This window comes from Mesorhizobium sp. M0074 (genome assembly GCF_040322975.1).
GTDB lineage: Bacteria > Pseudomonadota > Alphaproteobacteria > Rhizobiales > Rhizobiaceae > Mesorhizobium.
Map to the genome: position 1 here is coordinate 47,316 of NZ_JAMYUM010000019.1, position 18,816 is coordinate 66,131.

At 63.1% G+C, this 18,816-nt stretch carries 41 protein-coding genes; 37 read left to right on the plus strand and 4 right to left on the minus strand.

What is annotated here, in order from left to right; genetic code table 11:
• Window positions 1-96 precede the first annotated feature (96 nt).
• From NKJ73_RS23650 to NKJ73_RS23665, 4 genes are all read right to left on the minus strand, one after another.
• Window positions 97-342, minus strand: a complete 246-nt coding sequence (locus tag NKJ73_RS23650) for a hypothetical protein (RefSeq protein ID WP_031211513.1) — start codon at window positions 340-342, stop codon at window positions 97-99.
• 201 nt (window positions 343-543) lie between these two features.
• Window positions 544-750, minus strand: a complete 207-nt coding sequence (locus tag NKJ73_RS23655) for a hypothetical protein (RefSeq protein ID WP_352571275.1) — start codon at window positions 748-750, stop codon at window positions 544-546.
• A gap of 431 nt (window positions 751-1,181) precedes the next feature.
• Window positions 1,182-1,520, minus strand: coding sequence for a hypothetical protein (locus NKJ73_RS23660; RefSeq protein WP_352452378.1), 339 nt, complete (start codon window positions 1,518-1,520; stop codon window positions 1,182-1,184).
• Between the two features lie 364 nt (window positions 1,521-1,884).
• Complete coding sequence (locus NKJ73_RS23665; protein WP_352452377.1) at window positions 1,885-2,319, minus strand: helix-turn-helix domain-containing protein; 435 nt, start codon at window positions 2,317-2,319, stop codon at window positions 1,885-1,887.
• Here NKJ73_RS23665 and NKJ73_RS23670 point away from each other — a divergent pair.
• The 37 genes from NKJ73_RS23670 to NKJ73_RS23850 all read left to right on the plus strand — a co-directional run bounded on the left by NKJ73_RS23670 (window position 2,318) and on the right by NKJ73_RS23850 (window position 18,560).
• Window positions 2,318-2,536, plus strand: coding sequence for a helix-turn-helix domain-containing protein (locus NKJ73_RS23670; protein WP_352452376.1), 219 nt, complete (start codon window positions 2,318-2,320; stop codon window positions 2,534-2,536). The genes NKJ73_RS23665 and NKJ73_RS23670 overlap by 2 nt on opposite strands.
• A 167-nt stretch (window positions 2,537-2,703) precedes the next feature.
• Window positions 2,704-3,537 carry a ParB/RepB/Spo0J family partition protein gene (locus NKJ73_RS23675; protein WP_352571276.1) on the plus strand — a complete coding sequence of 278 codons (834 nt, stop codon included), beginning with the start codon at window positions 2,704-2,706 and terminating at the stop codon, window positions 3,535-3,537.
• The gene (locus NKJ73_RS23680; RefSeq protein ID WP_352452374.1) at window positions 3,537-3,995 is read left to right on the plus strand and encodes a hypothetical protein; all 459 of its coding nucleotides are present in this window, start codon (window positions 3,537-3,539) and stop codon (window positions 3,993-3,995) included. Before NKJ73_RS23675 ends, NKJ73_RS23680 begins: the two co-directional genes overlap by 1 nt.
• Window positions 3,992-4,138 (plus strand): hypothetical protein, encoded by a 147-nt coding sequence (locus tag NKJ73_RS23685; protein ID WP_352546967.1) that lies wholly within the window; start codon window positions 3,992-3,994, stop codon window positions 4,136-4,138. The genes NKJ73_RS23680 and NKJ73_RS23685 overlap by 4 nt, the downstream gene beginning before the upstream one ends.
• The gene (locus NKJ73_RS23690; protein ID WP_352571277.1) at window positions 4,135-4,299 is read left to right on the plus strand and encodes a hypothetical protein; all 165 of its coding nucleotides are present in this window, start codon (window positions 4,135-4,137) and stop codon (window positions 4,297-4,299) included. Before NKJ73_RS23685 ends, NKJ73_RS23690 begins: the two co-directional genes overlap by 4 nt.
• A complete protein-coding gene (locus NKJ73_RS23695; RefSeq protein ID WP_352571278.1) occupies window positions 4,296-4,586 on the plus strand; it encodes a hypothetical protein in 291 nt (96 codons plus the stop codon). Before NKJ73_RS23690 ends, NKJ73_RS23695 begins: the two co-directional genes overlap by 4 nt.
• The gene (locus NKJ73_RS23700) at window positions 4,583-4,795 is read left to right on the plus strand and encodes a hypothetical protein (RefSeq protein WP_352571279.1); all 213 of its coding nucleotides are present in this window, start codon (window positions 4,583-4,585) and stop codon (window positions 4,793-4,795) included. Before NKJ73_RS23695 ends, NKJ73_RS23700 begins: the two co-directional genes overlap by 4 nt.
• Window positions 4,788-5,822 (plus strand): phage Gp37/Gp68 family protein, encoded by a 1,035-nt coding sequence (locus NKJ73_RS23705; RefSeq protein ID WP_352571280.1) that lies wholly within the window; start codon window positions 4,788-4,790, stop codon window positions 5,820-5,822. Before NKJ73_RS23700 ends, NKJ73_RS23705 begins: the two co-directional genes overlap by 8 nt.
• The gene (locus NKJ73_RS23710; RefSeq protein ID WP_352571281.1) at window positions 5,819-6,100 is read left to right on the plus strand and encodes a hypothetical protein; all 282 of its coding nucleotides are present in this window, start codon (window positions 5,819-5,821) and stop codon (window positions 6,098-6,100) included. The genes NKJ73_RS23705 and NKJ73_RS23710 overlap by 4 nt, the downstream gene beginning before the upstream one ends.
• Window positions 6,097-8,349, plus strand: coding sequence for a DDE-type integrase/transposase/recombinase (locus NKJ73_RS23715; protein ID WP_352571282.1), 2,253 nt, complete (start codon window positions 6,097-6,099; stop codon window positions 8,347-8,349). The genes NKJ73_RS23710 and NKJ73_RS23715 overlap by 4 nt, the downstream gene beginning before the upstream one ends.
• A gap of 79 nt (window positions 8,350-8,428) precedes the next feature.
• Window positions 8,429-9,175 carry an AAA family ATPase gene (locus NKJ73_RS23720; protein ID WP_352571283.1) on the plus strand — a complete coding sequence of 249 codons (747 nt, stop codon included), beginning with the start codon at window positions 8,429-8,431 and terminating at the stop codon, window positions 9,173-9,175.
• Window positions 9,172-9,771 (plus strand): hypothetical protein, encoded by a 600-nt coding sequence (locus tag NKJ73_RS23725; RefSeq protein WP_352571284.1) that lies wholly within the window; start codon window positions 9,172-9,174, stop codon window positions 9,769-9,771. The genes NKJ73_RS23720 and NKJ73_RS23725 overlap by 4 nt, the downstream gene beginning before the upstream one ends.
• Window positions 9,768-10,157, plus strand: coding sequence for a transcriptional regulator (locus tag NKJ73_RS23730; protein WP_352571285.1), 390 nt, complete (start codon window positions 9,768-9,770; stop codon window positions 10,155-10,157). Before NKJ73_RS23725 ends, NKJ73_RS23730 begins: the two co-directional genes overlap by 4 nt.
• A gap of 2 nt (window positions 10,158-10,159) precedes the next feature.
• A complete protein-coding gene (locus NKJ73_RS23735) occupies window positions 10,160-10,480 on the plus strand; it encodes a hypothetical protein (RefSeq protein ID WP_352571286.1) in 321 nt (106 codons plus the stop codon).
• 8 nt (window positions 10,481-10,488) lie between these two features.
• A complete protein-coding gene (locus tag NKJ73_RS23740) occupies window positions 10,489-10,767 on the plus strand; it encodes a hypothetical protein (RefSeq protein WP_352571287.1) in 279 nt (92 codons plus the stop codon).
• Window positions 10,754-11,074, plus strand: coding sequence for a hypothetical protein (locus tag NKJ73_RS23745; RefSeq protein ID WP_352571288.1), 321 nt, complete (start codon window positions 10,754-10,756; stop codon window positions 11,072-11,074). The genes NKJ73_RS23740 and NKJ73_RS23745 overlap by 14 nt, the downstream gene beginning before the upstream one ends.
• Window positions 11,075-11,076: 2 nt before the next feature.
• Window positions 11,077-11,724 (plus strand): DUF3164 family protein, encoded by a 648-nt coding sequence (locus NKJ73_RS23750; protein WP_352571289.1) that lies wholly within the window; start codon window positions 11,077-11,079, stop codon window positions 11,722-11,724.
• Between the two features lie 5 nt (window positions 11,725-11,729).
• Window positions 11,730-11,909, plus strand: coding sequence for a hypothetical protein (locus tag NKJ73_RS23755; protein WP_352571290.1), 180 nt, complete (start codon window positions 11,730-11,732; stop codon window positions 11,907-11,909).
• Entirely contained in the window at window positions 11,906-12,268 is a 363-nt protein-coding gene (locus NKJ73_RS23760; protein WP_352571291.1) for a hypothetical protein, read from the plus strand. The genes NKJ73_RS23755 and NKJ73_RS23760 overlap by 4 nt, the downstream gene beginning before the upstream one ends.
• Window positions 12,265-12,534 carry a hypothetical protein gene (locus NKJ73_RS23765; RefSeq protein ID WP_352571292.1) on the plus strand — a complete coding sequence of 90 codons (270 nt, stop codon included), beginning with the start codon at window positions 12,265-12,267 and terminating at the stop codon, window positions 12,532-12,534. Before NKJ73_RS23760 ends, NKJ73_RS23765 begins: the two co-directional genes overlap by 4 nt.
• The gene (locus NKJ73_RS23770) at window positions 12,531-13,136 is read left to right on the plus strand and encodes a regulatory protein GemA (RefSeq protein WP_352571293.1); all 606 of its coding nucleotides are present in this window, start codon (window positions 12,531-12,533) and stop codon (window positions 13,134-13,136) included. Before NKJ73_RS23765 ends, NKJ73_RS23770 begins: the two co-directional genes overlap by 4 nt.
• A complete protein-coding gene (locus NKJ73_RS23775; RefSeq protein ID WP_352571294.1) occupies window positions 13,136-13,375 on the plus strand; it encodes a hypothetical protein in 240 nt (79 codons plus the stop codon). Before NKJ73_RS23770 ends, NKJ73_RS23775 begins: the two co-directional genes overlap by 1 nt.
• Window positions 13,375-13,815 carry an ASCH domain-containing protein gene (locus tag NKJ73_RS23780; protein WP_352571295.1) on the plus strand — a complete coding sequence of 147 codons (441 nt, stop codon included), beginning with the start codon at window positions 13,375-13,377 and terminating at the stop codon, window positions 13,813-13,815. The genes NKJ73_RS23775 and NKJ73_RS23780 overlap by 1 nt, the downstream gene beginning before the upstream one ends.
• Window positions 13,812-14,057: a hypothetical protein gene (locus NKJ73_RS23785; RefSeq protein WP_352571296.1), complete on the plus strand. Its 246-nt coding sequence runs from the start codon at window positions 13,812-13,814 to the stop codon at window positions 14,055-14,057. Before NKJ73_RS23780 ends, NKJ73_RS23785 begins: the two co-directional genes overlap by 4 nt.
• Window positions 14,054-14,428 (plus strand): hypothetical protein, encoded by a 375-nt coding sequence (locus NKJ73_RS23790; protein ID WP_352571297.1) that lies wholly within the window; start codon window positions 14,054-14,056, stop codon window positions 14,426-14,428. The genes NKJ73_RS23785 and NKJ73_RS23790 overlap by 4 nt, the downstream gene beginning before the upstream one ends.
• A gap of 102 nt (window positions 14,429-14,530) precedes the next feature.
• Window positions 14,531-15,052, plus strand: a complete 522-nt coding sequence (locus NKJ73_RS23795) for a peptidoglycan recognition protein family protein (protein ID WP_352571298.1) — start codon at window positions 14,531-14,533, stop codon at window positions 15,050-15,052.
• A complete protein-coding gene (locus NKJ73_RS23800) occupies window positions 15,052-15,339 on the plus strand; it encodes a hypothetical protein (protein WP_352571299.1) in 288 nt (95 codons plus the stop codon). The genes NKJ73_RS23795 and NKJ73_RS23800 overlap by 1 nt, the downstream gene beginning before the upstream one ends.
• Before the next feature lie 103 nt (window positions 15,340-15,442).
• Window positions 15,443-15,862: a hypothetical protein gene (locus NKJ73_RS23805; RefSeq protein WP_352516684.1), complete on the plus strand. Its 420-nt coding sequence runs from the start codon at window positions 15,443-15,445 to the stop codon at window positions 15,860-15,862.
• Window positions 15,840-16,133, plus strand: a complete 294-nt coding sequence (locus NKJ73_RS23810; protein WP_352571300.1) for a hypothetical protein — start codon at window positions 15,840-15,842, stop codon at window positions 16,131-16,133. Before NKJ73_RS23805 ends, NKJ73_RS23810 begins: the two co-directional genes overlap by 23 nt.
• Window positions 16,130-16,372 (plus strand): TraR/DksA C4-type zinc finger protein, encoded by a 243-nt coding sequence (locus NKJ73_RS23815; RefSeq protein ID WP_352571301.1) that lies wholly within the window; start codon window positions 16,130-16,132, stop codon window positions 16,370-16,372. The genes NKJ73_RS23810 and NKJ73_RS23815 overlap by 4 nt, the downstream gene beginning before the upstream one ends.
• Entirely contained in the window at window positions 16,372-16,737 is a 366-nt protein-coding gene (locus NKJ73_RS23820; RefSeq protein WP_292672623.1) for a DUF2730 family protein, read from the plus strand. Before NKJ73_RS23815 ends, NKJ73_RS23820 begins: the two co-directional genes overlap by 1 nt.
• Window positions 16,734-17,033, plus strand: coding sequence for a VpaChn25_0724 family phage protein (locus NKJ73_RS23825; RefSeq protein ID WP_292672625.1), 300 nt, complete (start codon window positions 16,734-16,736; stop codon window positions 17,031-17,033). Before NKJ73_RS23820 ends, NKJ73_RS23825 begins: the two co-directional genes overlap by 4 nt.
• Window position 17,034: 1 nt before the next feature.
• Complete coding sequence (locus NKJ73_RS23830; RefSeq protein WP_352571302.1) at window positions 17,035-17,628, plus strand: DUF3486 family protein; 594 nt, start codon at window positions 17,035-17,037, stop codon at window positions 17,626-17,628.
• Window positions 17,625-17,843, plus strand: coding sequence for a PH domain-containing protein (locus NKJ73_RS23835; RefSeq protein ID WP_352571303.1), 219 nt, complete (start codon window positions 17,625-17,627; stop codon window positions 17,841-17,843). Before NKJ73_RS23830 ends, NKJ73_RS23835 begins: the two co-directional genes overlap by 4 nt.
• Window positions 17,840-18,049: a hypothetical protein gene (locus tag NKJ73_RS23840; RefSeq protein WP_352571304.1), complete on the plus strand. Its 210-nt coding sequence runs from the start codon at window positions 17,840-17,842 to the stop codon at window positions 18,047-18,049. Before NKJ73_RS23835 ends, NKJ73_RS23840 begins: the two co-directional genes overlap by 4 nt.
• Window positions 18,046-18,240, plus strand: a complete 195-nt coding sequence (locus NKJ73_RS23845) for a hypothetical protein (protein ID WP_352571305.1) — start codon at window positions 18,046-18,048, stop codon at window positions 18,238-18,240. The genes NKJ73_RS23840 and NKJ73_RS23845 overlap by 4 nt, the downstream gene beginning before the upstream one ends.
• The gene (locus NKJ73_RS23850) at window positions 18,237-18,560 is read left to right on the plus strand and encodes a hypothetical protein (RefSeq protein ID WP_352453355.1); all 324 of its coding nucleotides are present in this window, start codon (window positions 18,237-18,239) and stop codon (window positions 18,558-18,560) included. The genes NKJ73_RS23845 and NKJ73_RS23850 overlap by 4 nt, the downstream gene beginning before the upstream one ends.
• Window positions 18,561-18,816: the final 256 nt, after the last annotated feature.

An 18,816-nucleotide genomic window follows, 5' to 3' on the forward strand; every position in this document is an offset into this window, starting at 1 on the left:
TCTTTTTCCCATTCGAGCAAGGAAGACGGCAATGCTTCGGCTATTGCAGTTTCACGACACCGCCGCGCAACGCGGCGATGTCTTGCCTGAATTGTGTCAGCCGACGTGTGCGCCGGTCGAGATTCCTGTTTCAGCTGACTTGGCAAAGACGCTTGCTTTCACCCTTCCGGCACCTCCTGCCAAAGCCAAGCCCCTGTCCAGGGCGTCCTGAAGACTTGGCGTGTAGTAGGCGGTGTCTTCCAGGCCGCTGAAGAAGTTTATGCGATGAACTTCCCCCTTCTTGCTCATGACAATGCCCGCTTTTCGGAGCACTTCCTGAACTGTTTTGTACTTCATGTTCATGGTGACCTCCCTTACCAAGACAAGGCAGCATCGCCCTTTCTTGTAACTGTTTGGTGCCGTCGATTGGCCAAAGGGCAACATGAATGTTGTAGCGAACGCCAAAATTCACATCACTCCGACGCAGCGCAGCGGGTGAACTTGGGATTCGCCGACCTGGTGTCCCGAAGGGGCGGGACGTCTGACGCCCGCCCCTTCGCCCGATCAGGCCTCGGTCGTCTTCAGCGCGATGAACGTCATGTGCTTGACGCTCGACGCCGTGCGGTCCCAGTTTGCCGCCAGTGCCAGTTCGGCATCGGTGGCGAATTCGCCGGCCGAGGACGCGTCGAGAAAGCGGGTGCCCGGCACATGCGGCACGAAATGCCGGCGGCCGACCATTTCGGTGACACCACCGCCATGTGTAACGCGCAAGATCAGATGGCATCAGCCGCCTAATCCTGGGAAAAGGTGATAATTGCCGGGAACAGCCGCGAGAAGCCCGGAAAACAAGGCGTTCAGCGGTAAACAGCCGGGGCCAGAAAGCCCGGTGGCCAGAAAACGGCCGCGCAACTTCACTTGGCACCAAAACGGCCGGCGGGCCGACCGCGCGCAAGATCAGATGGCACCACTTAGATCGGGCAAAAGCCCGGAAAACAAGGCGTTCAAACTTCATCTGAGGGGCTGGAGCGCCGGCGACAAACTCCGAAACGACTTCGGAGTTTTGAAAACAACGCCCATCAGCCGGAAATCGGTAACGAGATCAGAGAGTTGCCCCGTAACCACAGCTCAGGACGAGGCGACCGAACTCCGAAAGCTTCCCGCGCCCGAATTTCCCGCTGGCTGGGAGAGCCCTCGGCTACGCGTCATCTAGCCATAGCGGCAATCAAGTCCGCAAACTTTGCCTGATCGTCCTCGTCGAGCTTTTGAAGGAGCGGCAAGATCACTGCAGCGATGCGTTGAGCAGAGTCGTCGAATGTCGCTTCCAGGCGGGAATGAATTTCGCCATTCATGCTGTTGCCGCTCTTATTACGCGCATCGGCCAGACGTGCCTTCAGTTCCGGCGTCATATGAAGATTGTGGCGCTCGCGCTCCGGGCTCGACTCGTCTGTTTGCTTCGGCGGCATGGCGCCGATTTTATGGCGGAAACCCAGGCGACTCGATATGGTGCAAAAAACATCGAAAAATGTGCAATTGATCCCCACTATCCACAGCCGATCGCTAAAGGTTGAGGGAAGCTGTTAAGCAGATACAGATGGTTGTAAGCGTCTCGTATTGGGACACCTCGGAGGCGCCCTAAGGGTACCTCGGCGAGGAATATCTTCCTGTATGGTTCTAAAATAATAACTAGGGCGGGTCACGGAAATTGGACGGGCAAGAAGCGGCGGGCAGTATCAACGTCAATCGGCGGGTAGCACTATCGGGGCTCTTGCTGGCGGCGGCGTCGATGGCAGGGAGCGAGGTAGGGGCTGCGGCGCCGCTGGACCGAATTCAGCGATGTGCCGAAGCGCTCGCTGAGGCCATGCATGCCGCCTATGGCGGCGAATGGGCCATCGATCATCAAAGCGCTTACGTAGCGGTTTCGCGCGACTTCTTTTGACGTTCGAACTGCTCAAGCTGAAATTCCGCGAAACTGATAACTCGATCCTGAAGCAGTAGTGGCGCTGCGGCTACGCGCGCGAACACGCTCTGTAGGCGACGTTCGTTCGGATCCTGAGGGGATCCGCGAAGCGTAGGATCTTCAAGGACGCCGTGCTCAAGGGCCAGCGTCCGAATCGCTTCCATTGCGTTCCCGCGTGGTTCCCGCCCCTTTAACCATCGCGAAATGTCATTTTGATTGACGCCCAAACGTCCCGCCAACCGGGCCTGCGTCCAGCCGGTAGCCTTCAATAGCGCCCTCAGAACGACCGGAACATCCATCGCCTCAATATGCCAGAAGGGATAATCAAAACCTAATCCCAATAGGGATTGACTTTTATCCCTGTTGGGATGAAATGCGAGCATGAACCAACTCCATCACATTCGATGCAACATATTTGCCATCACTCAGGTTGAAATGGCCGCCTTAGCGGGCGTTCGACAGAGCCAAGTCTCGCGCTGGGAAAGTGGTATCAGGCGCCCTTCATTGCGCGAGATGCAGCGCATTCGTGCGGCGGCGATCGGCCGTGGCCTGTCCTGGGATGACAGTTGGTTCTTCGAGATACCCGGCGAGGCTGCCTGAGCCATGCCGAGCGCCCTTGCACGCATGCCGGAAATCCGGCGACCGTCAATAAACCCGTTCGACATCACGCAACTCCACGCAGCACAGAACGCCGAGATTATCAGCGCCGATTTTGGGCCGACTAGAGCAAATCGCAGCGCTGCTTTTGACATCGGAGGCCGCTTCTGATGGCCAATCTGTCCAAACCGGCCGTCATTTCTGCCATTGACGTGTGCCTGATCGATGTCGCAGCCGGCCGGCGCAAGCTTGATCCTGCATGGGTCGAAACGCTGGCTGATCTGTTTCGGACCCAAGGCCAGAAGACACCGATCGAGGTGATCGCCACCGGCGAGCGCTACCGGCTGGTGTTCGGCCATCACCGCCTAGCCGCCGCGAAACTTCTCGCTTCGCCCGCGATCGCAGCCGTCGTGAAGAGCCCCGAGGACTTCGCGTCCGAGGCTGAAATCGCGCTGGCCGAAATTACCGAGAACCTCGCGCGGCGGGAGTTGAGCGCCCTTGATCGCGCCGTCGACATCGCCCGCTGGCGCGAGATCTACGAGGCTGCGCACGTTGCAAATCGTGGGGGGCGGCCGAAGAAGATTACATTAGAAGAAACTACTGCAAAGTTTGCAGTTAGTTTTTCGGAGGCCGCTCGGAAGGCGTTCGGCCTGTCAGAACGCAGCATCTTCAACGCCGTGAAGATCGCAACGATTGCCACAGACGTCCGCGACCAGATCGCCCTACACGGCATCGCCGACAAGCAATCCGAGCTTCTGGCGCTAGCAGCCGAACAGCCAACGCGTCAGGCCGATATTGCCGCGCTGCTGACCAGTGAGCCCCCACAAGCTGGCTCGGTAGCCGATGCTATCGCCACCCTCGACCGGACGCCCAAACCGGCGACCGAGCCGCGCTGGCAGAAGCTCGCAACCGACTTCTCGAAGATGAAGACAAGCGAGCAAGACCGGTTCTTCGAGCTGCACGAGGCCGCCATCCAACGGTGGATGAAAGACCGGCAGAGCTGATGGCCAGGCCACCCCGCAACAACTCGACCCTGGATCTGTTCCGCGACTACCAGCCGGCGCCAGTGGTCGAGCGTTTCGATGCGGAAAAGGTCCAGGCCTGGTCGATGGCGGGACGACTGTCGAAGGCCGTCAGCCTGACGCTGACGGAAGCGGACAAGAGCCGGGCCGATATTGCCCAGGCAATGTCCGACTACCTGAAGGACGAGGTCTCCAAGCCGATGCTGGATGCCTACGCCAGCCAGGCCAAGGAGCATTCGATTTCGGCGCTCCGCCTGCTCGCTCTAATCGCGGTCACCGGCGACGTACGCGCGCTCAACACCCTTCTGGAAGAGGCCGGGATGATCGTCGTCCCCAAAAAATACGAGGCGCTGATCATGCGGGAAATGGCCGACGAGGCCATCCAGCGGGCGACCCTCGATAGGCAGGCGTTCGATGCACAGTGGAAAGCGAAACGATGAAAGGCTTTCACATGAAACGCGATCTTCTCGACCTTGCACAAGACTGTTTGTCGCTGCTGGCAGTGGCCGGCTTTGTCGCCTTCGCCACCTTCGGCAGCGCCGGCATTTCGGCGGCTGTCATCGCCTGGAGGCTCGGCCAATGAGCTTCCTCGCAATCGCCCTCGCCGGCGCCTTGCTCTACGCTGTCTTTCTCTACGGCCTGCACGTGTTTTTCACGCGCCAGCAGGGTGCCCGTCTCGCGGCCGGCGCGGCATTCCGGCGCCGTGTCCAGAAGCATGTCCATGGCGGAGGCCTTTGGTCATGAGCCACTGCGCCATGCCGGCATGCTCGAACGCTGCGACAGGCATCTTCTGCCCCGATCACTATTTCAGGCTTCCGGCCTCGCAGGCGCACTGGCTCGTCCGCTGGCAGTTCAAAATGCTGCGCTGCGAGGATGCTGACACCAAGCAGCACATGCGCGAGCAGCTGCACGGCTACACGCAAGAAGCCATCCGCACCCTCCAATCCGCCGAGGCGATCTCCCAAGCCGCCCCGGCCAGCAGCGCCCGCCGCACAGACGGGGGGGGCGCCAACCAACAGGCACGAGCATGACAGGCATCGTCATCGACGGCGTTCGCCTTGGCACGATCGCCAAATTCGCCGGCAACAACCGCGCGGAACGATGGGTCGCCTATTCGATCCACCGGATTTCCGTCAGCGAAGCCAACAGCGCCAAGTTCTCGACCATGCACGCGGCGATCGACTGGCTGACCAGCGAGCACGACCGCGTGAAGGCAAGCGAGGCTGCATCCAATGGCTGACGGCACAAACATCGAATGGACGGACGCGACCTGGAACCCGATCACCGGCTGCCAGGTCAAATCGCCCGGCTGCAAGTTCTGCTACGCGATGAAGCTCGCCGGCACTCGGCTGAAGCATCATCCGAGCCGCGAAGGCCTCACCGTCGACACCAAGAATGGCCCGGTGTGGACGGGCGAGGTTCGGTTCAACGAACAGTGGCTGACCCAGCCGCTGCATTGGACCAAGCCGCGCATGATCTTCGTCTGCGCGCACGCCGACCTGTTCTATGAGGCTGTGCCGGACGTATGGATTGACAGGGTTTTTGCCGTCATGTCGATGGCGCCGCAACACGCCTTCCAGGTGCTGACGAAGCGACCCGGTCGGATGCGTGACTATCTGGCCCGTGTCGAGCAGGAGCCCTTCCGAAACACAGTGAAGCGCTTCGCTGATGCGATGCCGCCGTCGCCCTGGCCGAGTTTCGACGGCATGGCGTTTCCCTCGCCCAACATCTGGCTCGGGGTCTCGGTTGAAGACCAAGCTCACGCCGACGAACGCCGCGAAAGCATGCGCCGGCTCTCGGAAATGGGCTGGAAAACGTGGGTCAGCTACGAGCCCGCCCTTGGCCCGGTCGACTGGACCGGCTGGGAGTTCCTCGACTGGATCGTGTCAGGCGGCGAGAGCGATGCGAACGGCAAAAGCGCTCGCCCGCATCATCCTGACTGGCACCGTGCAACCCGCGATTTCGGTGCGGCGAACGGCATTCCCTACCTGTTCAAACAGTGGGGCTGCCTGATCGATGCCGACCAGGTCGCCAGTCGCATCGCGGCAGTAACAGAAGCGGGCGCCGCCTGGATCGTGCGCGACGGCAAGACTTGGGTTCCGCCGGTACCGCTCAATTTCGACGACGCCGCCTGGCTTGCCAAGTTCCTTGGCCATTCGTTCGAGCATCAGAGCGACGGCACCACGCTGCTGCGGATGAAGAAGGGCGACGCCGGCCGCCTGCTCGACGGTCGCACCCACGATGAATTTCCGGCGGTGCGGCCATGATCGAAGCGCGCCTCGACCTCCTCGAAAAGTTCCGCCCCGACATCATCAGCAACCTCGTGTTGTTGTGGTGGAAGGATGATCTCTGCCGGCCGACGGGCTTCTACCTGGCCGTGGCGCACGCGCCCTCCGTCACGAAGGACGCACTCAAAGCCGGATTGCTGAGCGGTCGCCTGAAATACCGTGGCGGCGGCTTGACCGGCCGGCTGGAGCTGACCGCTGAGGGCCGCTACCTGGTCCGCCGGATGCTGCGGCGCATGGGTGCCGAGGTGGCCGCATGAAAGACTGCCTGACCGCCCGCGAGATCGCCGCCGAGGCCTTGCCGGACATGCCGTGGAGCGAACGCGGCGTCCAGTTGATGGCTGAGCGTGAAGGCTGGGACGAGCGCGCCACACAGGCCCGCCAACGCGCCGGTCGGGGCGGTGCTACCGAATATCACGTCTCGCTGTTACCGGTGCTTGCCCAGGTCGCCTATCAGCAGAAGCACCTCGTCATTGAACGGCCGGTCACGCCAGCGAGTGCCGCGCCGGACACCAGCCTGACCGCCCGCGCACAAAAGGAGCGTGACGCCCGGCTGGCGATCGTCGCCGCCTTCGAGAAATTTTCGCGCGGCCTGCAGCTCGGCTACGCCACCCGCGTCCAGGTCTTCACCGATCGATACAATGTCGGCTCGCTCAACATCGACGAGTGGGTGCGAGAGATCGTGCCTACCCTGTCGAAGCGCTCGCTCGCCCGCTGGCAGTCGCAGAAGCGCGACGGCAAGATCAACGCGCTCGGGCATGATCCAGCCCAGGCGCGCAAGGGCACAGGTGTTCTCGAAACCGCCAATGGCGGTGCGGTCAGCGCCTTTATGCTGGCCCTGATCGCCCATCAGCCGCACCTTTCCGGCCATCATGTGCGGACCCTCTGCCGGTCGGAGTTCGGCGACACTTTGAAGACGGTTTCAAAGGGCGTTGAAACCATCATTCCGATGCCGCCGGTCCGCACCTTTCAGCACGCGCTGAAGGGGCTGAAGGAAAGCCACAAGGTCGAGCTGATCAAGCTCACCAATCCGGACCGCTACCGCTCGCACCTGGCCCCGGCCGGCGTCGGCATGCTGCGCCACATCACCGAACCGAACCAGCTCTGGCAGATCGACGCCTCGCCAGTCGACGCGCTGTGCACTGACGGCCGGCATTCGGTCTATGCGTGCATCGACATCGCCACGCGCCGCACGATCTGGCAGCTGTCGCGCACGCCGCGAGCTTCCGCTGTCGCCCTGTTGATGCGCAAGGCCATCCTCGAATGGGGAGTGCCGCAGGTTGTCACCACCGACAACGGGTCCGACTTCGTAGCCAAAGACACCCAGCGCCTGTTCCTTTCGCTCGACATCAATCCCGACGCATCCGATGCCTATTCGCCCGAGCAAAAGGGCCACGTCGAACGCGTCATCAAGACGTTCCAGCACGATGTTGGCCCGTTGCTCCCGGGGTTCGTCGGCCATTCGGTCGAAGATCGGAAGGCGATCGAGAGCCGCAAGAGTTTTGCGCAGCGCCTCGGCGAAACGGAAGCCGTAACGTTCAGCGTGTCGCTGACCGGCCCGCAGTTGCAGAAGCACATCGATGATTGGGCTCGGCTCATCTACCAGCACCGGCCGCATGCAGGCCTGGACAAGGTCACGCCCTTCGCCAAGGCCCAGTCCTCGTCGACGCCCGTGCGATACGTCGCCGAACGCGCGCTAGACCTGCTGCTGATGCCGGTCGCCGGCACGGACGGCCAGCGCATCGTCACCAAACTCGGCATCCGCATCGACGGATATCACTACATGACGCCGACCATTCTGCCGGGCACGGCCGTGTTCGTGCGCATGGACCCCAACGATGCCGGCCGCGCCTACGCCTTCGCCCAGGACGGCGCCGAATTCCTCGGCGATGCGATCTGCCCGGAACTATCCGGCATCCATCCCGAGACTCTTGTCCGCGCCGCCAAGGAAATCCGCGGCGAGCTGGTGGACGAGCGCACGCGCGATCTGAAGGCGGACATGAAGAAGATCGCCAAGGGCTCGCCGCTGATCGAGCGCGCCCTGGAAGTCGCCCGCCGCGACGCGCCGAACGTCATCCCGCTGCCGAAACGCGAACAGACCCATTCGACGCCGCAGATCAGCGCCGCGATCGAGGCGCTTGGCGAGCGGCTCAACCCGACCCAGCCGCTCGACCCGGCAGCGGCGGCCGCGCATCGTCGGCTGATCGAGGAGATGACGCGGCAGGACGAGGCCGAGTTGTTCGCGCGAACGGACGCGAAGCTCCAGCGCCGGCAGGACGAGATCGAGGCGTTGCGCACCGCGCATTTGCCTAAGGACACCAACGTGGTGGCGCTGCCGGAAACGGCCAAGGAGCGCTACCGGCGCGCCTTCTCCCTTCGCCAGCGCATCGAAGCCGAGGAGCCGGTGGTTGCTGCCGATGCCCATTGGCTCGGCGGCTACGAGCTGTCAGCCGAGTTCAAGGCCCAGCAAGGCATGCACCGCGATTTCGGGGACGCGTACCTGTCCTGAGTAACGGAAAAGCCCGGTCTGCAAACCGGGCTCTCCGCAAGAACAGCCGCCGAAGCGGCACAGCACAACGAGGAAAATGATGAACGAAGCACTGAAAGTCAACCGGCCGGCGCCATTGAAGAACGTCGCGGCCTTTTCGACGTTGCTTGCCAAGATGGTCGACCGCGACCCCGACCTGCCAGGGCTCGCCGTGTTCTCCGGCCCGTCCGGCTGGGGCAAAACCAAATCCGGTATCTATGGCGCCAATCGCTACCGGGCGGCTTATGTCGAATGCGGCCAGTTCACCACAGCGCGCTCGCTGCTCTCGCAAATCCTGATCGAGCTGGGCGAAACACGCCCGCGCGGCTCGATCGAGGATCTGAAGACCAACGCCATCATGCTGATGGTGGCCGAACCGCGCCGGCCGCTGATCATCGACGAGGCGCACTTTGTCGCCAAGAAGCGCTTCGTTGACCTGCTGCGCGAGTTGACCGACAAGTCGGGCGCGCCGGTTGTCATGATCGGCGAGGAGATGCTGCCCAAATATCTCGAGGAGTTCGAGCGCGTGCACAACCGCGTGCTCGAATGGCTGTCGGCCGTGCCTTGCGACGCCGAGGATTTTGGCCTGCTCGCCGCCAATCGCTGCCCCGGCATCGAGATCGCCAGCGATCTGGCCGCCGCCATTCTCGACAAGACCAAGGGCAACACGCGCCGCATCGTCGTCAACCTGACCAAGGTGGTTGAGGCCAGCCAGATACTCGGAACGAAACAGATCGACCTTGCCGCTTTCGGCGGTGCCGTCGCGATCTTCAGCACGCCGAAATTCACCCCGAGGAAGTTCGCATGAGCGGGCGATCCATCCTCGATATCGTGCAGATCAGCATCGCAGTGCCGCGCGGCGAAGCCGGCTACTGGTCGATCATCCGCGATCTCGATCTCAGCGGTCCCTGGACGGTGCGGCAGATCTGCGATCGGACGAACGTCAAGACGCAAGCGGTCGGCAGGTTCGTTCGGAAGCTTCGCCTCGCGGGGATTGCCCAAGTCGTCGACCAGAAGACCGCCAGCCATGGCGGCGGTGCCAATCTCCCGGCCACCGTCGTCTATCGCCTGGCCAAGCGGCCGGCCGTAGCACCCCGGCTGACGCCGGACGGCAAGACCCCGCCCGAGACAGCCATCGAGCAGGTCTGGCGCGCGATCAAGATGGCCAAGGTGTTCAGCCTTGCCGACATGGCAGAAAATTGCCCTGACGTGCCTCGGCGGACGGTGGAAGCCTATCTCTACGCGCTGTCTACCGCTGGCGTCGTGGCCGGCAGCCCAGGGCGCTATCGGCTTGTGCACAATCTCGGCCTGCAGGCACCGAAGATCCTCGCCACAAAAATGGTGTTCGATCCGAACAGCAAAACGGTCATCGGCCGACCCGTCACGCGCGAGGTGCTGCCATGAACCGCGGCCCCGTCAAGCACAGCCGGCCGGCCGGCCAGTCGTTTGTCGAAAAGGCGATCGACGCCCATGGCTCTCCGTTGCCCGACTGGCTAGACGAGTTGGCCCGGCTTGCCGATGCCAGTGATCTCGGCGTTGCCGGCCAGCGCATCGGCTACAGCCGCTCGGCCGTCTCGACCATCATCAGCGGCAAGTATCTCGGCGACGTCGCCCGCGTCGAGCAGATGGTGCGCGGCGCCCTGATGGCCGCCACCGTCGAATGCCCGGTGCTCGGCGAGATCGGCCGCGACCGCTGCCTCACCGAACAGAAGGAGCCGTTCCGCGCCACGTCGCGGCATCGCGCCCAACTTTTCCACGCCTGCAAAACCTGCCCCCAAAGGAGAAAATAGCCATGGGCGAAAGAATGTCTTTGGCGCTCTCGGACGGCCTGTCCGAACTGCGCGACCTGATCTCCGACTATCAGCACGAGCCCCGCATCCTCGATCCCGAAGACGCCCGTGTTCTCTGCGAGTGCATCAAGGAACTTCGCGGCAAGGCCCGCGACATTGAGAACCGGTTGAGCTGCAAGGTCTGGAATGACCAGGCGCAGGCAGAACGCGAGGCCGAGGCCGACCGCATCGCCGAAGCGGCGTGCCGGCCGGGGTCGAACGTGCGGCTGTTCCCCGCCATCCCGCGGCCGTTTTCAGACGGCCGGCCGGGAGGTGCGGCATGAGCCACCCGTTGGACCAGATCGTCACAACCGACCTTGCCATGAAGGCTATGGGCCGAGTGCTGCAGATTGTCGTCGAAGAAATCCAGGCGACGACGCCTAGGCGCCGGCCCGACCTGAACGCAACTGACCGCAAGATGATGGCGGCATGCAAGGAAGTCGGTGCCGCCGTTGATCGCTTGCTGCAGGCGAAGTTCTCGCCCGGTGAAATCCCGGCGCGCAAGGCGCTGGAGCGGTCGGCCCTCCGCCTCAAGAAGGAACTGGAAAGGCAAAAAAATGGCCGCAAGTGAAGCGCTGCTGGCCGCCGTCGCCAAGCTCGACATGATCGACCTGTGCGGCCGCATTGTCGCCGACCCCGAGCGCAACGGTGTCCGGGCCACCACGGCCGAGGTGCTTGCCCTTGCGATGGCCACCGAAGGCCTGTGGGCGATCGCGCTGGAGACCAGGCTCCTGATCTCAGCTCTCGACCAGGGCGCTTGGGCCAGCTTGGCCGGCGACGAACATCAGCAGCATGTCGCATACCAGCTGGCCCACGTCCGCGACCTGCTCGCCTTCATGCCGAGCCCTATCCCCTACCACCGCCCAACAGGAGAATGACCATGCAAGCAGCAACTGAAGCCCGCGCCACCGGAAAGGTCCTGGTCGGCGACAAGCAATATATGCCCGATGCCAAGGGCAATCTCGTGCCGGTCGAAATGATCAAGCCGTCCGAGATGCTCGAGGACGAAACGGTTCGCACCATCCTCGGCTATGCCATCGATCTTTCGGCGCAGATCGGTCGCTTCAAGGAACACACCTTCAATGACCTCGGCGCGTTCGAGGCGCTGCTCGCCCAGGAATACGGTGCCAGCAAAGGCGGCGCCAAGGGCAACAAGACCTTCATGACCTTCGACGGCATGAAGAAGGTCCAGGTGCAGGTCGCCGACACGATCGACTTCGGCGCCCAGCTGCAGATCGCCAAGAGCCTGATCGACGAATGCCTGACCGAATGGTCGGCCGACAGTCGGCCGGAGATCCGCGCGATCGTGACGCGCGCCTTCAATACCGACAAGGAAGGCCAGATCAACCGCGCCGCGATCTTCATGCTGCTGCGCCTCGACATCGGCGACGAGCGCTGGCAGCGCGCCATGACCGCCATCCGAGACGCCATGCGCGTGGTGGGCTCCAAGATCTATGTCCGCTGCTACGAACGCGACCGCCTCGACGCCGACTGGCGGGCGGTCACGATCGATCTGGCGAAGGCGTGACGGCCATGAACATCCACGAAAAATTGGACGAGCGTTGCGAGCTGGCAAAGATCTACGCCGACGACGGCGCGTTTCACTCGGCGGCTCGGGTCTTGAAAGACCTAGCCGCCACCGTCGAACAGCACGCAATCGCCTGCGATCGGATGCTTCTCGAAGCAACGGCGGATCCTGAGGTGCGCCCATGACGCTCTGGATCGAAACGCTTGAGCGCCTCGTCACGCTGCTCGATGAGAAGCTGGCGGTCGCCAAGGCCGAAACCGGCGAATTCAGGCAGGCCGACTATTCGGCGTGGCGCGCCGGTCACGACAGGGCAGAGGCCAAGCTGATCGAGTTCTTCACGAACGAGGAAGGCGCAAGGTTCAACCCGCGCCCGGCGGGTGAACATTCGGTCACGATGGCCGGGCTCCGCGCCAGCTCGACCAGCGGGACAACCGGCGCGCTGACGAACTGGCGCACGGCCGCCCGAAAGAAGATCGCGGCCGAAGACGGCTTCAATCCGCACGGCAGCGGCCCAATGCCGATCGAGCGGAGGGACGAGCCATGACCTCGATCTGGATCGACGGCCGGCACATGAGCATCCGCAGCTATGGAGCCACAGCCAAAGGCCCGCGCGCCATCGTCAAGGTAGTGATCGAGGTGAACGACCCTGCCTCGCTCGGCTATCTCCTCAAGGAGATTGGCGAAGTAAAACAGACGGTCGATCGTGAGGTCGACGAAGGGCGCAAAGCCGAGCGTGAGGCTAAAAAGCGGTCCGTCGCTGGTCGGCAGAAGCCTTTGGCGCTGCCCTATTTTGGTGGGAGCGGCTCATGAGCTCGCTCGCCGCCATCCACGTCGCCAACAAGCAGCTCGGCCTCGACGAAGACACCGCGCGCGATCTCTACCAGCGTGTCACCGGCAAGCGCAGCCTGCGCGAGATGAACGAGCGCGAGCACCTGCGCATCGTCGAGGAGCAGCGCCGGCAGGGTTTCAAGCCCGCTGAAAAGGGCCTTCAAGGCCCGTTCGCCAAGAAGCTGCAGGCGCTCTGGATCGCCGCCTGGAACCTCGGCATCGTCCGCGACCGGCGCGATGCCGCCATGCTGTCGTTCGTCAAGCGACAGACTGGCATCGAGCACACAAGGTTCCTGCTCGATGCCGAAGACTCCGCCAAAGCGATCGACGCGCTGAAGGCGTGGATGACGCGGGAGGCCGGCGTAGACTGGCACCTGTCCGTCAGTATGGCGGACTGGCTGCGGCTCTCCGGTGCAAAGATTGCACTCGCGCAATGGCAGCTTCTGTCGGTCGCGAAAGCCTTTGACCCCAAGGGCTTCCGCCAGTTCGTCTGGGACACCGCAAAGCCGCTCGACCAGATGACCGATCGCGACTGGCCGGTTGTGATGAACGCGCTTGGCAACATGATCAGGAAGGTACGCTGATGGCCGAGAAACACTCCACTTTGGTTGTCGAAATGGCCCGCGTCGTTCTGGCAGAGATCCCGCAGAATATCGAAATTGACGCTGCAAGGATCATAGCATCGGCGGACCTCTTGGTGACGCGCTTCGATGGCGCAACCCGGGCTGAATACGATGCGGTAATCCAACTCGTCGAAGAGCACAGAGGATCGATGATCCTTGATGCCATCGCCAGCGGCGTCCACAAGGCGAGGGTCGGTTGATGGTCGCCTATAGCTTCAAGGCGATGTTCGGCCCTCAGGTGTCCAGCCTGATCAAGCGGCATACCGTGCGCGCCGATCGCAAGCGGCACGCCCGGTCCGGCGAGCTGGTGCAGCTCTACCAGGGCATGCGCACCCGCAACTGCGTCAAGCTGGTCGACCCCGATCCGATCTGCATCCGGGTCCGGCCGATCGCGATCGTCACCACGCCGCTCCTGGATGAGTTCATCGGCTCGATCATCATCGACAGCCGCTCGCTGCATCGCGACGAGATCGAGGCCTTCGCCGCAGCTGACGGCTTCGGCATCGAGCATGTCGGCGATTGGCGATGGAAGCGCATCGGCAGGGTCGGGTCGGCTCGCTGGAACATGGGCGCCTTCTGGCAGGCCGAGCATGGTGCCGGGCTGTTCGAAGGCAAGCTGATCGAATGGGAGCCAGCATGAGCGTGCGTCGTCGTCAGACCGGCAGGGTCAAGATCGACTTCGCCAAGATCGAAGCATTCGCCGCCTCGGAGCTGGCCAGCAACGCGCTTGCAGCCGCCAAGGGCTGTGACTGGACGCTGACCAAGCATTCGGCGCTCTACCGCTGCCGCAGCGGCCTATATACGCTCTGCCTGATCTGGCATGGGCCGAACCGCGAGACGCTTACCACCACCATGCGCAATCTGCGGCTGGAGGTGGCGTGAGCGACGAGCTGCGATCCGCCGAGCTGCTGGCCATGCTTGGCCCGGCGGATTTCGTGCGTCTCGCCGAAACCTATGGCGGCCGCCGGCTCTACGTGCCGGCGTCCGGCGACGACACCGACCTTGCCAAGAACCTGGGCGCTGCGGCGGCCAAGAAACTTGCCCGTCGCTATTCCGGATCGTATATCCGCGTGCCTCTTGCCCGCGAGCTTCGCGCACGGCAGTATCGGGCGAACGGCGCCTCGAACGGCGAGATCGCCGGACGGCTCGGCATCACCGAGACCGGCGTCGACAAGCTCTTCCGGCGCATGCCGGACAAGCCCGTCAAGGGCAGCCGAGATCCGCGCCAGACCGACCTCTTTTCCAGCAACTGACAGACCGCCCGCTTTGGCGGGCATGATTGCCGCCTGCCGCCGAAGGCATGGTGTTGCGAAATGGCCGGGGCTCTCCCGGCCGATTTCACAGGCGGACACTCAATGACTATCCCTAGCGGCTGGCTGCCCAATGCGACCATCCAGCGCGTCATTCTCCATTGGACGGCCGGTAGCCACAAGGCGACGGATTTCGACCGGCAGCACTATCATCTGCTGATCGAGGATGACGGCAAGCTGATCCGTGGCGTCCCGTCGATCGACCTCAATTCGCTACCCAAGGCCAAGGCCGGCTATGCCGCGCACACGCTGAACTGCAACACCGGCTCGATCGGCGTTTCGATGTGCGCGATGGCCGGCGCGATCGAGCGGCCGTTCAACGCTGGCTCGCAGCCGCTCACGAAGGCGCAGTGGGACGCCGCCTCGACTGTCGTCGCTGAGCTTTGCCGGCGCTACACGATCCCTGTAGGACCACACACCGTGCTGTCGCATGCCGAGGTGCAAGCCAATCTCGGCATCCAGCAGCGCGGCAAATGGGACATCGCCAAGCTGCCGTTCGATCCCGCTTTCGATACGGCGCGCGAATGCGGCGACCGCTTCCGGGCCGAAGTAAAGGCGAAGCTCTGATGCCGCTTGTTCAGAAGAGCCGCCGTTTCTCGAAGGGGCTGGTCATCATCAATTGCGCCTTGGCCTGGGCGGCGGTGTTTGCCTCGATCGTCTATGCCCAGGCGGCTTACGTTGCCGCGACGGCGATCGGCCTGATCCTGGCGGTGAGCGGAGCCTACATGGGCATCGGCCACTTGGACCTGAGGCAGATCGTCCGCGCTATGGTGTCCGGGCAGTCCACCACACCTTTGTCAGTTACAGACGGCGGCGAGCCGGCCGAGCCGTTCAGCGAGGGGAACGTACAATGATCGATCCGCGCATCTTCTGGTCCAGCTTCGTGGGCTCGGCATCGGGGACTGCGACGGTGTTCGTCCTGGTGGGCGTGGCGCTGCTGTGGTGGTGGTTGGCGCAATGACCGGCGCAGCTATTGGCCTCTTCTTGAAAAGATGGGTGCTGCCGGTGCTGACGTTCGGCATCACGCTACCGGTGTGGTTCTTTCTCGCCGCGGGTATCTGGCTTTGGTTCGACAAAGCCTCGGCCGTGCGCCAGGCGGTTGACAAGGCCGTGACGGAACTCGTGGCTAGTGCCAGGCTCGACGCGCTCAATGCCGAGCTGGTCGAACAGCGCCGGCTGCGCGCCTGGAGCGACGGCAAGGCCGACGAGGCCAGTAAGATCGCGACTGATGAGCGGGCCGCCCGCGTCCACCTCGAAACCACGCTCACACTGACCGACGCCGAAAAAAGGAAAGCGGAAGATGACCTCGCCGTGCTTCAGGCCCGCGTTGACGGCCTTGTTGATCAGCAGCTGCTTGACAGCTTGCACAACCGATAAGGCTGCCCTCGGCAAAGCCTATGCCGACAAGGGGGCGGCCCGCGTCGTCACCGACGCGTTGACGCAAGCCAATCGCGCGGTCACCGAAGCGCGGCGCATGCCCGACTATCCCCCGGAATGCCGCCGCCATCACCGGAGCGGCGTGAAGCTCGGCGACAAGCTCGGCGTTGCGAACAAGAAGGCCGATATCGCCTTGGGCAATGCGAACGCCCAGACCGACGCGTGCGCCGGCTGGTATGACGAGCGCAAGGCTGCGAGGGAACCGAAATGACGGCCGGCAACGCAGCCATCGACTTGGCCGAGCGGCGCGTCGAGCAGGAATGCGCGGCCGGCGTCGCGCGCATCCAGGCGGCGATCCGGGGGCAATACGCCGCCGTCGAGGTGACTAGCTCGCCGTTCTGCGACTGCGGCGAGCGTATACCCGATGCCCGGCGTGACGCGGTCCCGAACTGCACCAGGTGCATCGACTGCGAAACCTTCATCGAACGACAGAACAGGAAACGTGCCTGATGGACATTACGCCCTTGATGCCCTGGCTGGTCGCCATCTCGACGATCCTGTCGCTGGGAACGACGGTGTTCACCTTGGTGACGTCCGGCGCCAAAAAGACGGCCACCGATCTGTCGACGCACAAGAAAGAGACCGGCGAACGCTATGCCGAGCTGGAGAAGACGCTGGACGGCCACGGCGCTCGCATCCAGTCGATCGAAAGCGAAATGAAGCATCTGCCGGATGCGACGGCGTTCATGGATCTGCGGCTCGCCGTGTCCGAGATCAAGGGTGATGCCGGCAAGCAGGCCGAGGTGGTCAATGGCATCGCCCGCACCGTCCACCGCATGGAGAACTTCTTGCTATCAGGATCGAAGAGCGAATGACCGATTTCGACGCCTACCTGACCTACGATGCCCGGCTGGTCATCCTGCGGGAACTGAACAAGCAGACCGACGGTCGCCTCAACGAGGCGCTGCTGACGAAGACGCTCGACACATTCGGTCACAACCGCTCGCGAGAGTGGGTCCGCACGCAACTGCGCAAGCTCGACGAGTTGGGCGCGGTGAAGGTGACTGAGGTCGGCACCTTCATGGTCGCGGCCATCACGCGCGCCGGCGTCGACCATGTGGAACGCCGCGCGATCATCGAAGGCGTGGCACGACCCTCGCCGGAGGCCTGACATGGCGCGCAAAGGCCGTGGTCAGCTTTCGGCGATCGAGCGCCTGCCCGAGGAGTGCGGCCCGATCATCACGTGGGCGGCCACCGCCCTGCAGGACCGCGATCGTACGCAGAGCGAGATCTACGAGGAATTCTTCCTGAAGATGCAGGCCCTTCAGGCTGAGCACAAAGGCGAGCTGGAATTCGTCATCCCCTCATTCTCGGCGTTCAACCGCTATTCGATAAAGCTGGCGATGATGACGCGCCGGCTGGAAAACACCCGCGAGATCGCTGCCACCATCTCCAAGCGGTTCGATGCGCAAAGCTCTGACGATCTGACGCTGATTGCAGCCGAGGCGATCAAGACGCTGGTGTTCGAGCTGCTGACCGACGCCGGCGAAAGCGGGCTGGCGCCGATCGGCGCCATGCAGCTCGCCACGGCGCTGAAGATGGCGACCCAGGCGCAGAGCGTTTCCAGCGATCGCCGGACCAAGGTGGCAAAGGAATTCAACGCCGATGTCGAGAAGGCCGTCGATACGGTGGCCAAGGCCAAGGGCATGTCGGCTGATACGGCCGAGGCGATCAAGGCGCAGATCCTTGGTGTGAGGGCATCATGACCAAACCGACCGTGACAGTCACATTCTCGGCGTACGACTTCGGCTGTTTGCAAGGCTTGCTCACGCATGAGATCGCCAACGTCGAGCGCCGCATGACCGTTGTCGGCTATCCCGTCGCGCCGGCCGACAAGGAAATGACCGACGCTTACCTCCGCCAGCTCCGTTCAGCGCTGGCAACGGTTGAAGAGGTCTATGACGGGATCGGCTCGACATGAACGACCGTGCCCGGCAGAAGGTCGCCAAAATTGCCTTGCCGCTATCGACCGCGCCGGGCGACAGCGGCACGACCACGGTCATTTTCGACGGCAACGGCATCCCGATCGGCGGCACGACCGGCGACAACCATCCCGCCAACGCCGAGCTTCTGGTTCACACCTTCAACTTCGCCTGGTCGGACAGGTCTGAAGGAGGCCTGCATTGAGCAACACGATCCGCCTCGAGCTGTCGACCGACGAGGCGTCCTGCCTCAACAACGCCTTGCGGCGTGAGATGGAGGCCGCCGAAAGGCAGCGCGGTAAACCGGCCTGGATCGGCGTAGACGAATACATCCGCCGGCTCGACGCCTGCATTCAGAAGGTGACCAAGGCCTTTGAGAAAGCGACTGGCGCATGATCACCGCCACACTCCCAGCTCGGCGCGCCACGCGGGTTTCCGGCAATCGCAACGATGTCGATTTCTGGCGCAACCGATCGAAGACGCTGCCGATCGTCATCCTTGATGGCAAGGTCTGCGACCGGAACATCTGTGAGGCGTTTTCCGGCACCGATGGGTATGGATACGTCCGGGTCGAAGTGCTCGGCGAAGACGGGCTGCCGCTGCTGGCGAATGTCGTGCTGCCTAATGGGGATATACTCGACCAGGTCATAGCCCGCCGAACAATCCATGGAACGGTGACCATCATTTGGCCGGAGCCCGTGGTGAGGGCGAACTGATGTCAGTCCGATTGCATTGCCTGGTTCCCTTCTGCCGGCGAACGCGCAAAGCTGATTGCAGGGAGTGGATCTGCGGGCCTCACTGGCTCGCGATTTCCGTTCACCTGCGGCGGCGCAAGTCTAAGCTCTCTCGACGCTATCGTCGCTTGTTCGGGGATAATGGGTTCTGGACCTACCCGCCCGGATCGCCATCTCGGCTTCAAGCGGTGAAGCTCGATCGGCTTTGCGACCGCGCCTGGGATCGGTGCAAGCGGGC

Coding starts and splice junctions, on each gene's coding strand:
- NKJ73_RS23650 (WP_031211513.1), bottom strand. CDS start 342: ATGAACATGAAGTACAAAACAGTTCAGGAAGTGCTCCGAAAAGCGGGC.
- NKJ73_RS23670 (WP_352452376.1), top strand. CDS start 2,318: ATGAACCAACTCCATCACATTCGATGCAACATATTTGCCATCACTCAG.
- NKJ73_RS23665 (WP_352452377.1), bottom strand. CDS start 2,319: ATGCTCGCATTTCATCCCAACAGGGATAAAAGTCAATCCCTATTGGGA.
- NKJ73_RS23675 (WP_352571276.1), top strand. CDS start 2,704: ATGGCCAATCTGTCCAAACCGGCCGTCATTTCTGCCATTGACGTGTGC.
- NKJ73_RS23680 (WP_352452374.1), top strand. CDS start 3,537: ATGGCCAGGCCACCCCGCAACAACTCGACCCTGGATCTGTTCCGCGAC.
- NKJ73_RS23685 (WP_352546967.1), top strand. CDS start 3,992: ATGAAAGGCTTTCACATGAAACGCGATCTTCTCGACCTTGCACAAGAC.
- NKJ73_RS23690 (WP_352571277.1), top strand. CDS start 4,135: ATGAGCTTCCTCGCAATCGCCCTCGCCGGCGCCTTGCTCTACGCTGTC.
- NKJ73_RS23695 (WP_352571278.1), top strand. CDS start 4,296: ATGAGCCACTGCGCCATGCCGGCATGCTCGAACGCTGCGACAGGCATC.
- NKJ73_RS23700 (WP_352571279.1), top strand. CDS start 4,583: ATGACAGGCATCGTCATCGACGGCGTTCGCCTTGGCACGATCGCCAAA.
- NKJ73_RS23705 (WP_352571280.1), top strand. CDS start 4,788: ATGGCTGACGGCACAAACATCGAATGGACGGACGCGACCTGGAACCCG.
- NKJ73_RS23710 (WP_352571281.1), top strand. CDS start 5,819: ATGATCGAAGCGCGCCTCGACCTCCTCGAAAAGTTCCGCCCCGACATC.
- NKJ73_RS23715 (WP_352571282.1), top strand. CDS start 6,097: ATGAAAGACTGCCTGACCGCCCGCGAGATCGCCGCCGAGGCCTTGCCG.
- NKJ73_RS23720 (WP_352571283.1), top strand. CDS start 8,429: ATGAACGAAGCACTGAAAGTCAACCGGCCGGCGCCATTGAAGAACGTC.
- NKJ73_RS23725 (WP_352571284.1), top strand. CDS start 9,172: ATGAGCGGGCGATCCATCCTCGATATCGTGCAGATCAGCATCGCAGTG.
- NKJ73_RS23730 (WP_352571285.1), top strand. CDS start 9,768: ATGAACCGCGGCCCCGTCAAGCACAGCCGGCCGGCCGGCCAGTCGTTT.
- NKJ73_RS23735 (WP_352571286.1), top strand. CDS start 10,160: ATGGGCGAAAGAATGTCTTTGGCGCTCTCGGACGGCCTGTCCGAACTG.
- NKJ73_RS23745 (WP_352571288.1), top strand. CDS start 10,754: ATGGCCGCAAGTGAAGCGCTGCTGGCCGCCGTCGCCAAGCTCGACATG.
- NKJ73_RS23750 (WP_352571289.1), top strand. CDS start 11,077: ATGCAAGCAGCAACTGAAGCCCGCGCCACCGGAAAGGTCCTGGTCGGC.
- NKJ73_RS23755 (WP_352571290.1), top strand. CDS start 11,730: ATGAACATCCACGAAAAATTGGACGAGCGTTGCGAGCTGGCAAAGATC.
- NKJ73_RS23760 (WP_352571291.1), top strand. CDS start 11,906: ATGACGCTCTGGATCGAAACGCTTGAGCGCCTCGTCACGCTGCTCGAT.
- NKJ73_RS23765 (WP_352571292.1), top strand. CDS start 12,265: ATGACCTCGATCTGGATCGACGGCCGGCACATGAGCATCCGCAGCTAT.
- NKJ73_RS23770 (WP_352571293.1), top strand. CDS start 12,531: ATGAGCTCGCTCGCCGCCATCCACGTCGCCAACAAGCAGCTCGGCCTC.
- NKJ73_RS23775 (WP_352571294.1), top strand. CDS start 13,136: ATGGCCGAGAAACACTCCACTTTGGTTGTCGAAATGGCCCGCGTCGTT.
- NKJ73_RS23780 (WP_352571295.1), top strand. CDS start 13,375: ATGGTCGCCTATAGCTTCAAGGCGATGTTCGGCCCTCAGGTGTCCAGC.
- NKJ73_RS23785 (WP_352571296.1), top strand. CDS start 13,812: ATGAGCGTGCGTCGTCGTCAGACCGGCAGGGTCAAGATCGACTTCGCC.
- NKJ73_RS23795 (WP_352571298.1), top strand. CDS start 14,531: ATGACTATCCCTAGCGGCTGGCTGCCCAATGCGACCATCCAGCGCGTC.
- NKJ73_RS23800 (WP_352571299.1), top strand. CDS start 15,052: ATGCCGCTTGTTCAGAAGAGCCGCCGTTTCTCGAAGGGGCTGGTCATC.
- NKJ73_RS23805 (WP_352516684.1), top strand. CDS start 15,443: ATGACCGGCGCAGCTATTGGCCTCTTCTTGAAAAGATGGGTGCTGCCG.
- NKJ73_RS23815 (WP_352571301.1), top strand. CDS start 16,130: ATGACGGCCGGCAACGCAGCCATCGACTTGGCCGAGCGGCGCGTCGAG.
- NKJ73_RS23820 (WP_292672623.1), top strand. CDS start 16,372: ATGGACATTACGCCCTTGATGCCCTGGCTGGTCGCCATCTCGACGATC.
- NKJ73_RS23825 (WP_292672625.1), top strand. CDS start 16,734: ATGACCGATTTCGACGCCTACCTGACCTACGATGCCCGGCTGGTCATC.
- NKJ73_RS23830 (WP_352571302.1), top strand. CDS start 17,035: ATGGCGCGCAAAGGCCGTGGTCAGCTTTCGGCGATCGAGCGCCTGCCC.
- NKJ73_RS23835 (WP_352571303.1), top strand. CDS start 17,625: ATGACCAAACCGACCGTGACAGTCACATTCTCGGCGTACGACTTCGGC.
- NKJ73_RS23840 (WP_352571304.1), top strand. CDS start 17,840: ATGAACGACCGTGCCCGGCAGAAGGTCGCCAAAATTGCCTTGCCGCTA.
- NKJ73_RS23850 (WP_352453355.1), top strand. CDS start 18,237: ATGATCACCGCCACACTCCCAGCTCGGCGCGCCACGCGGGTTTCCGGC.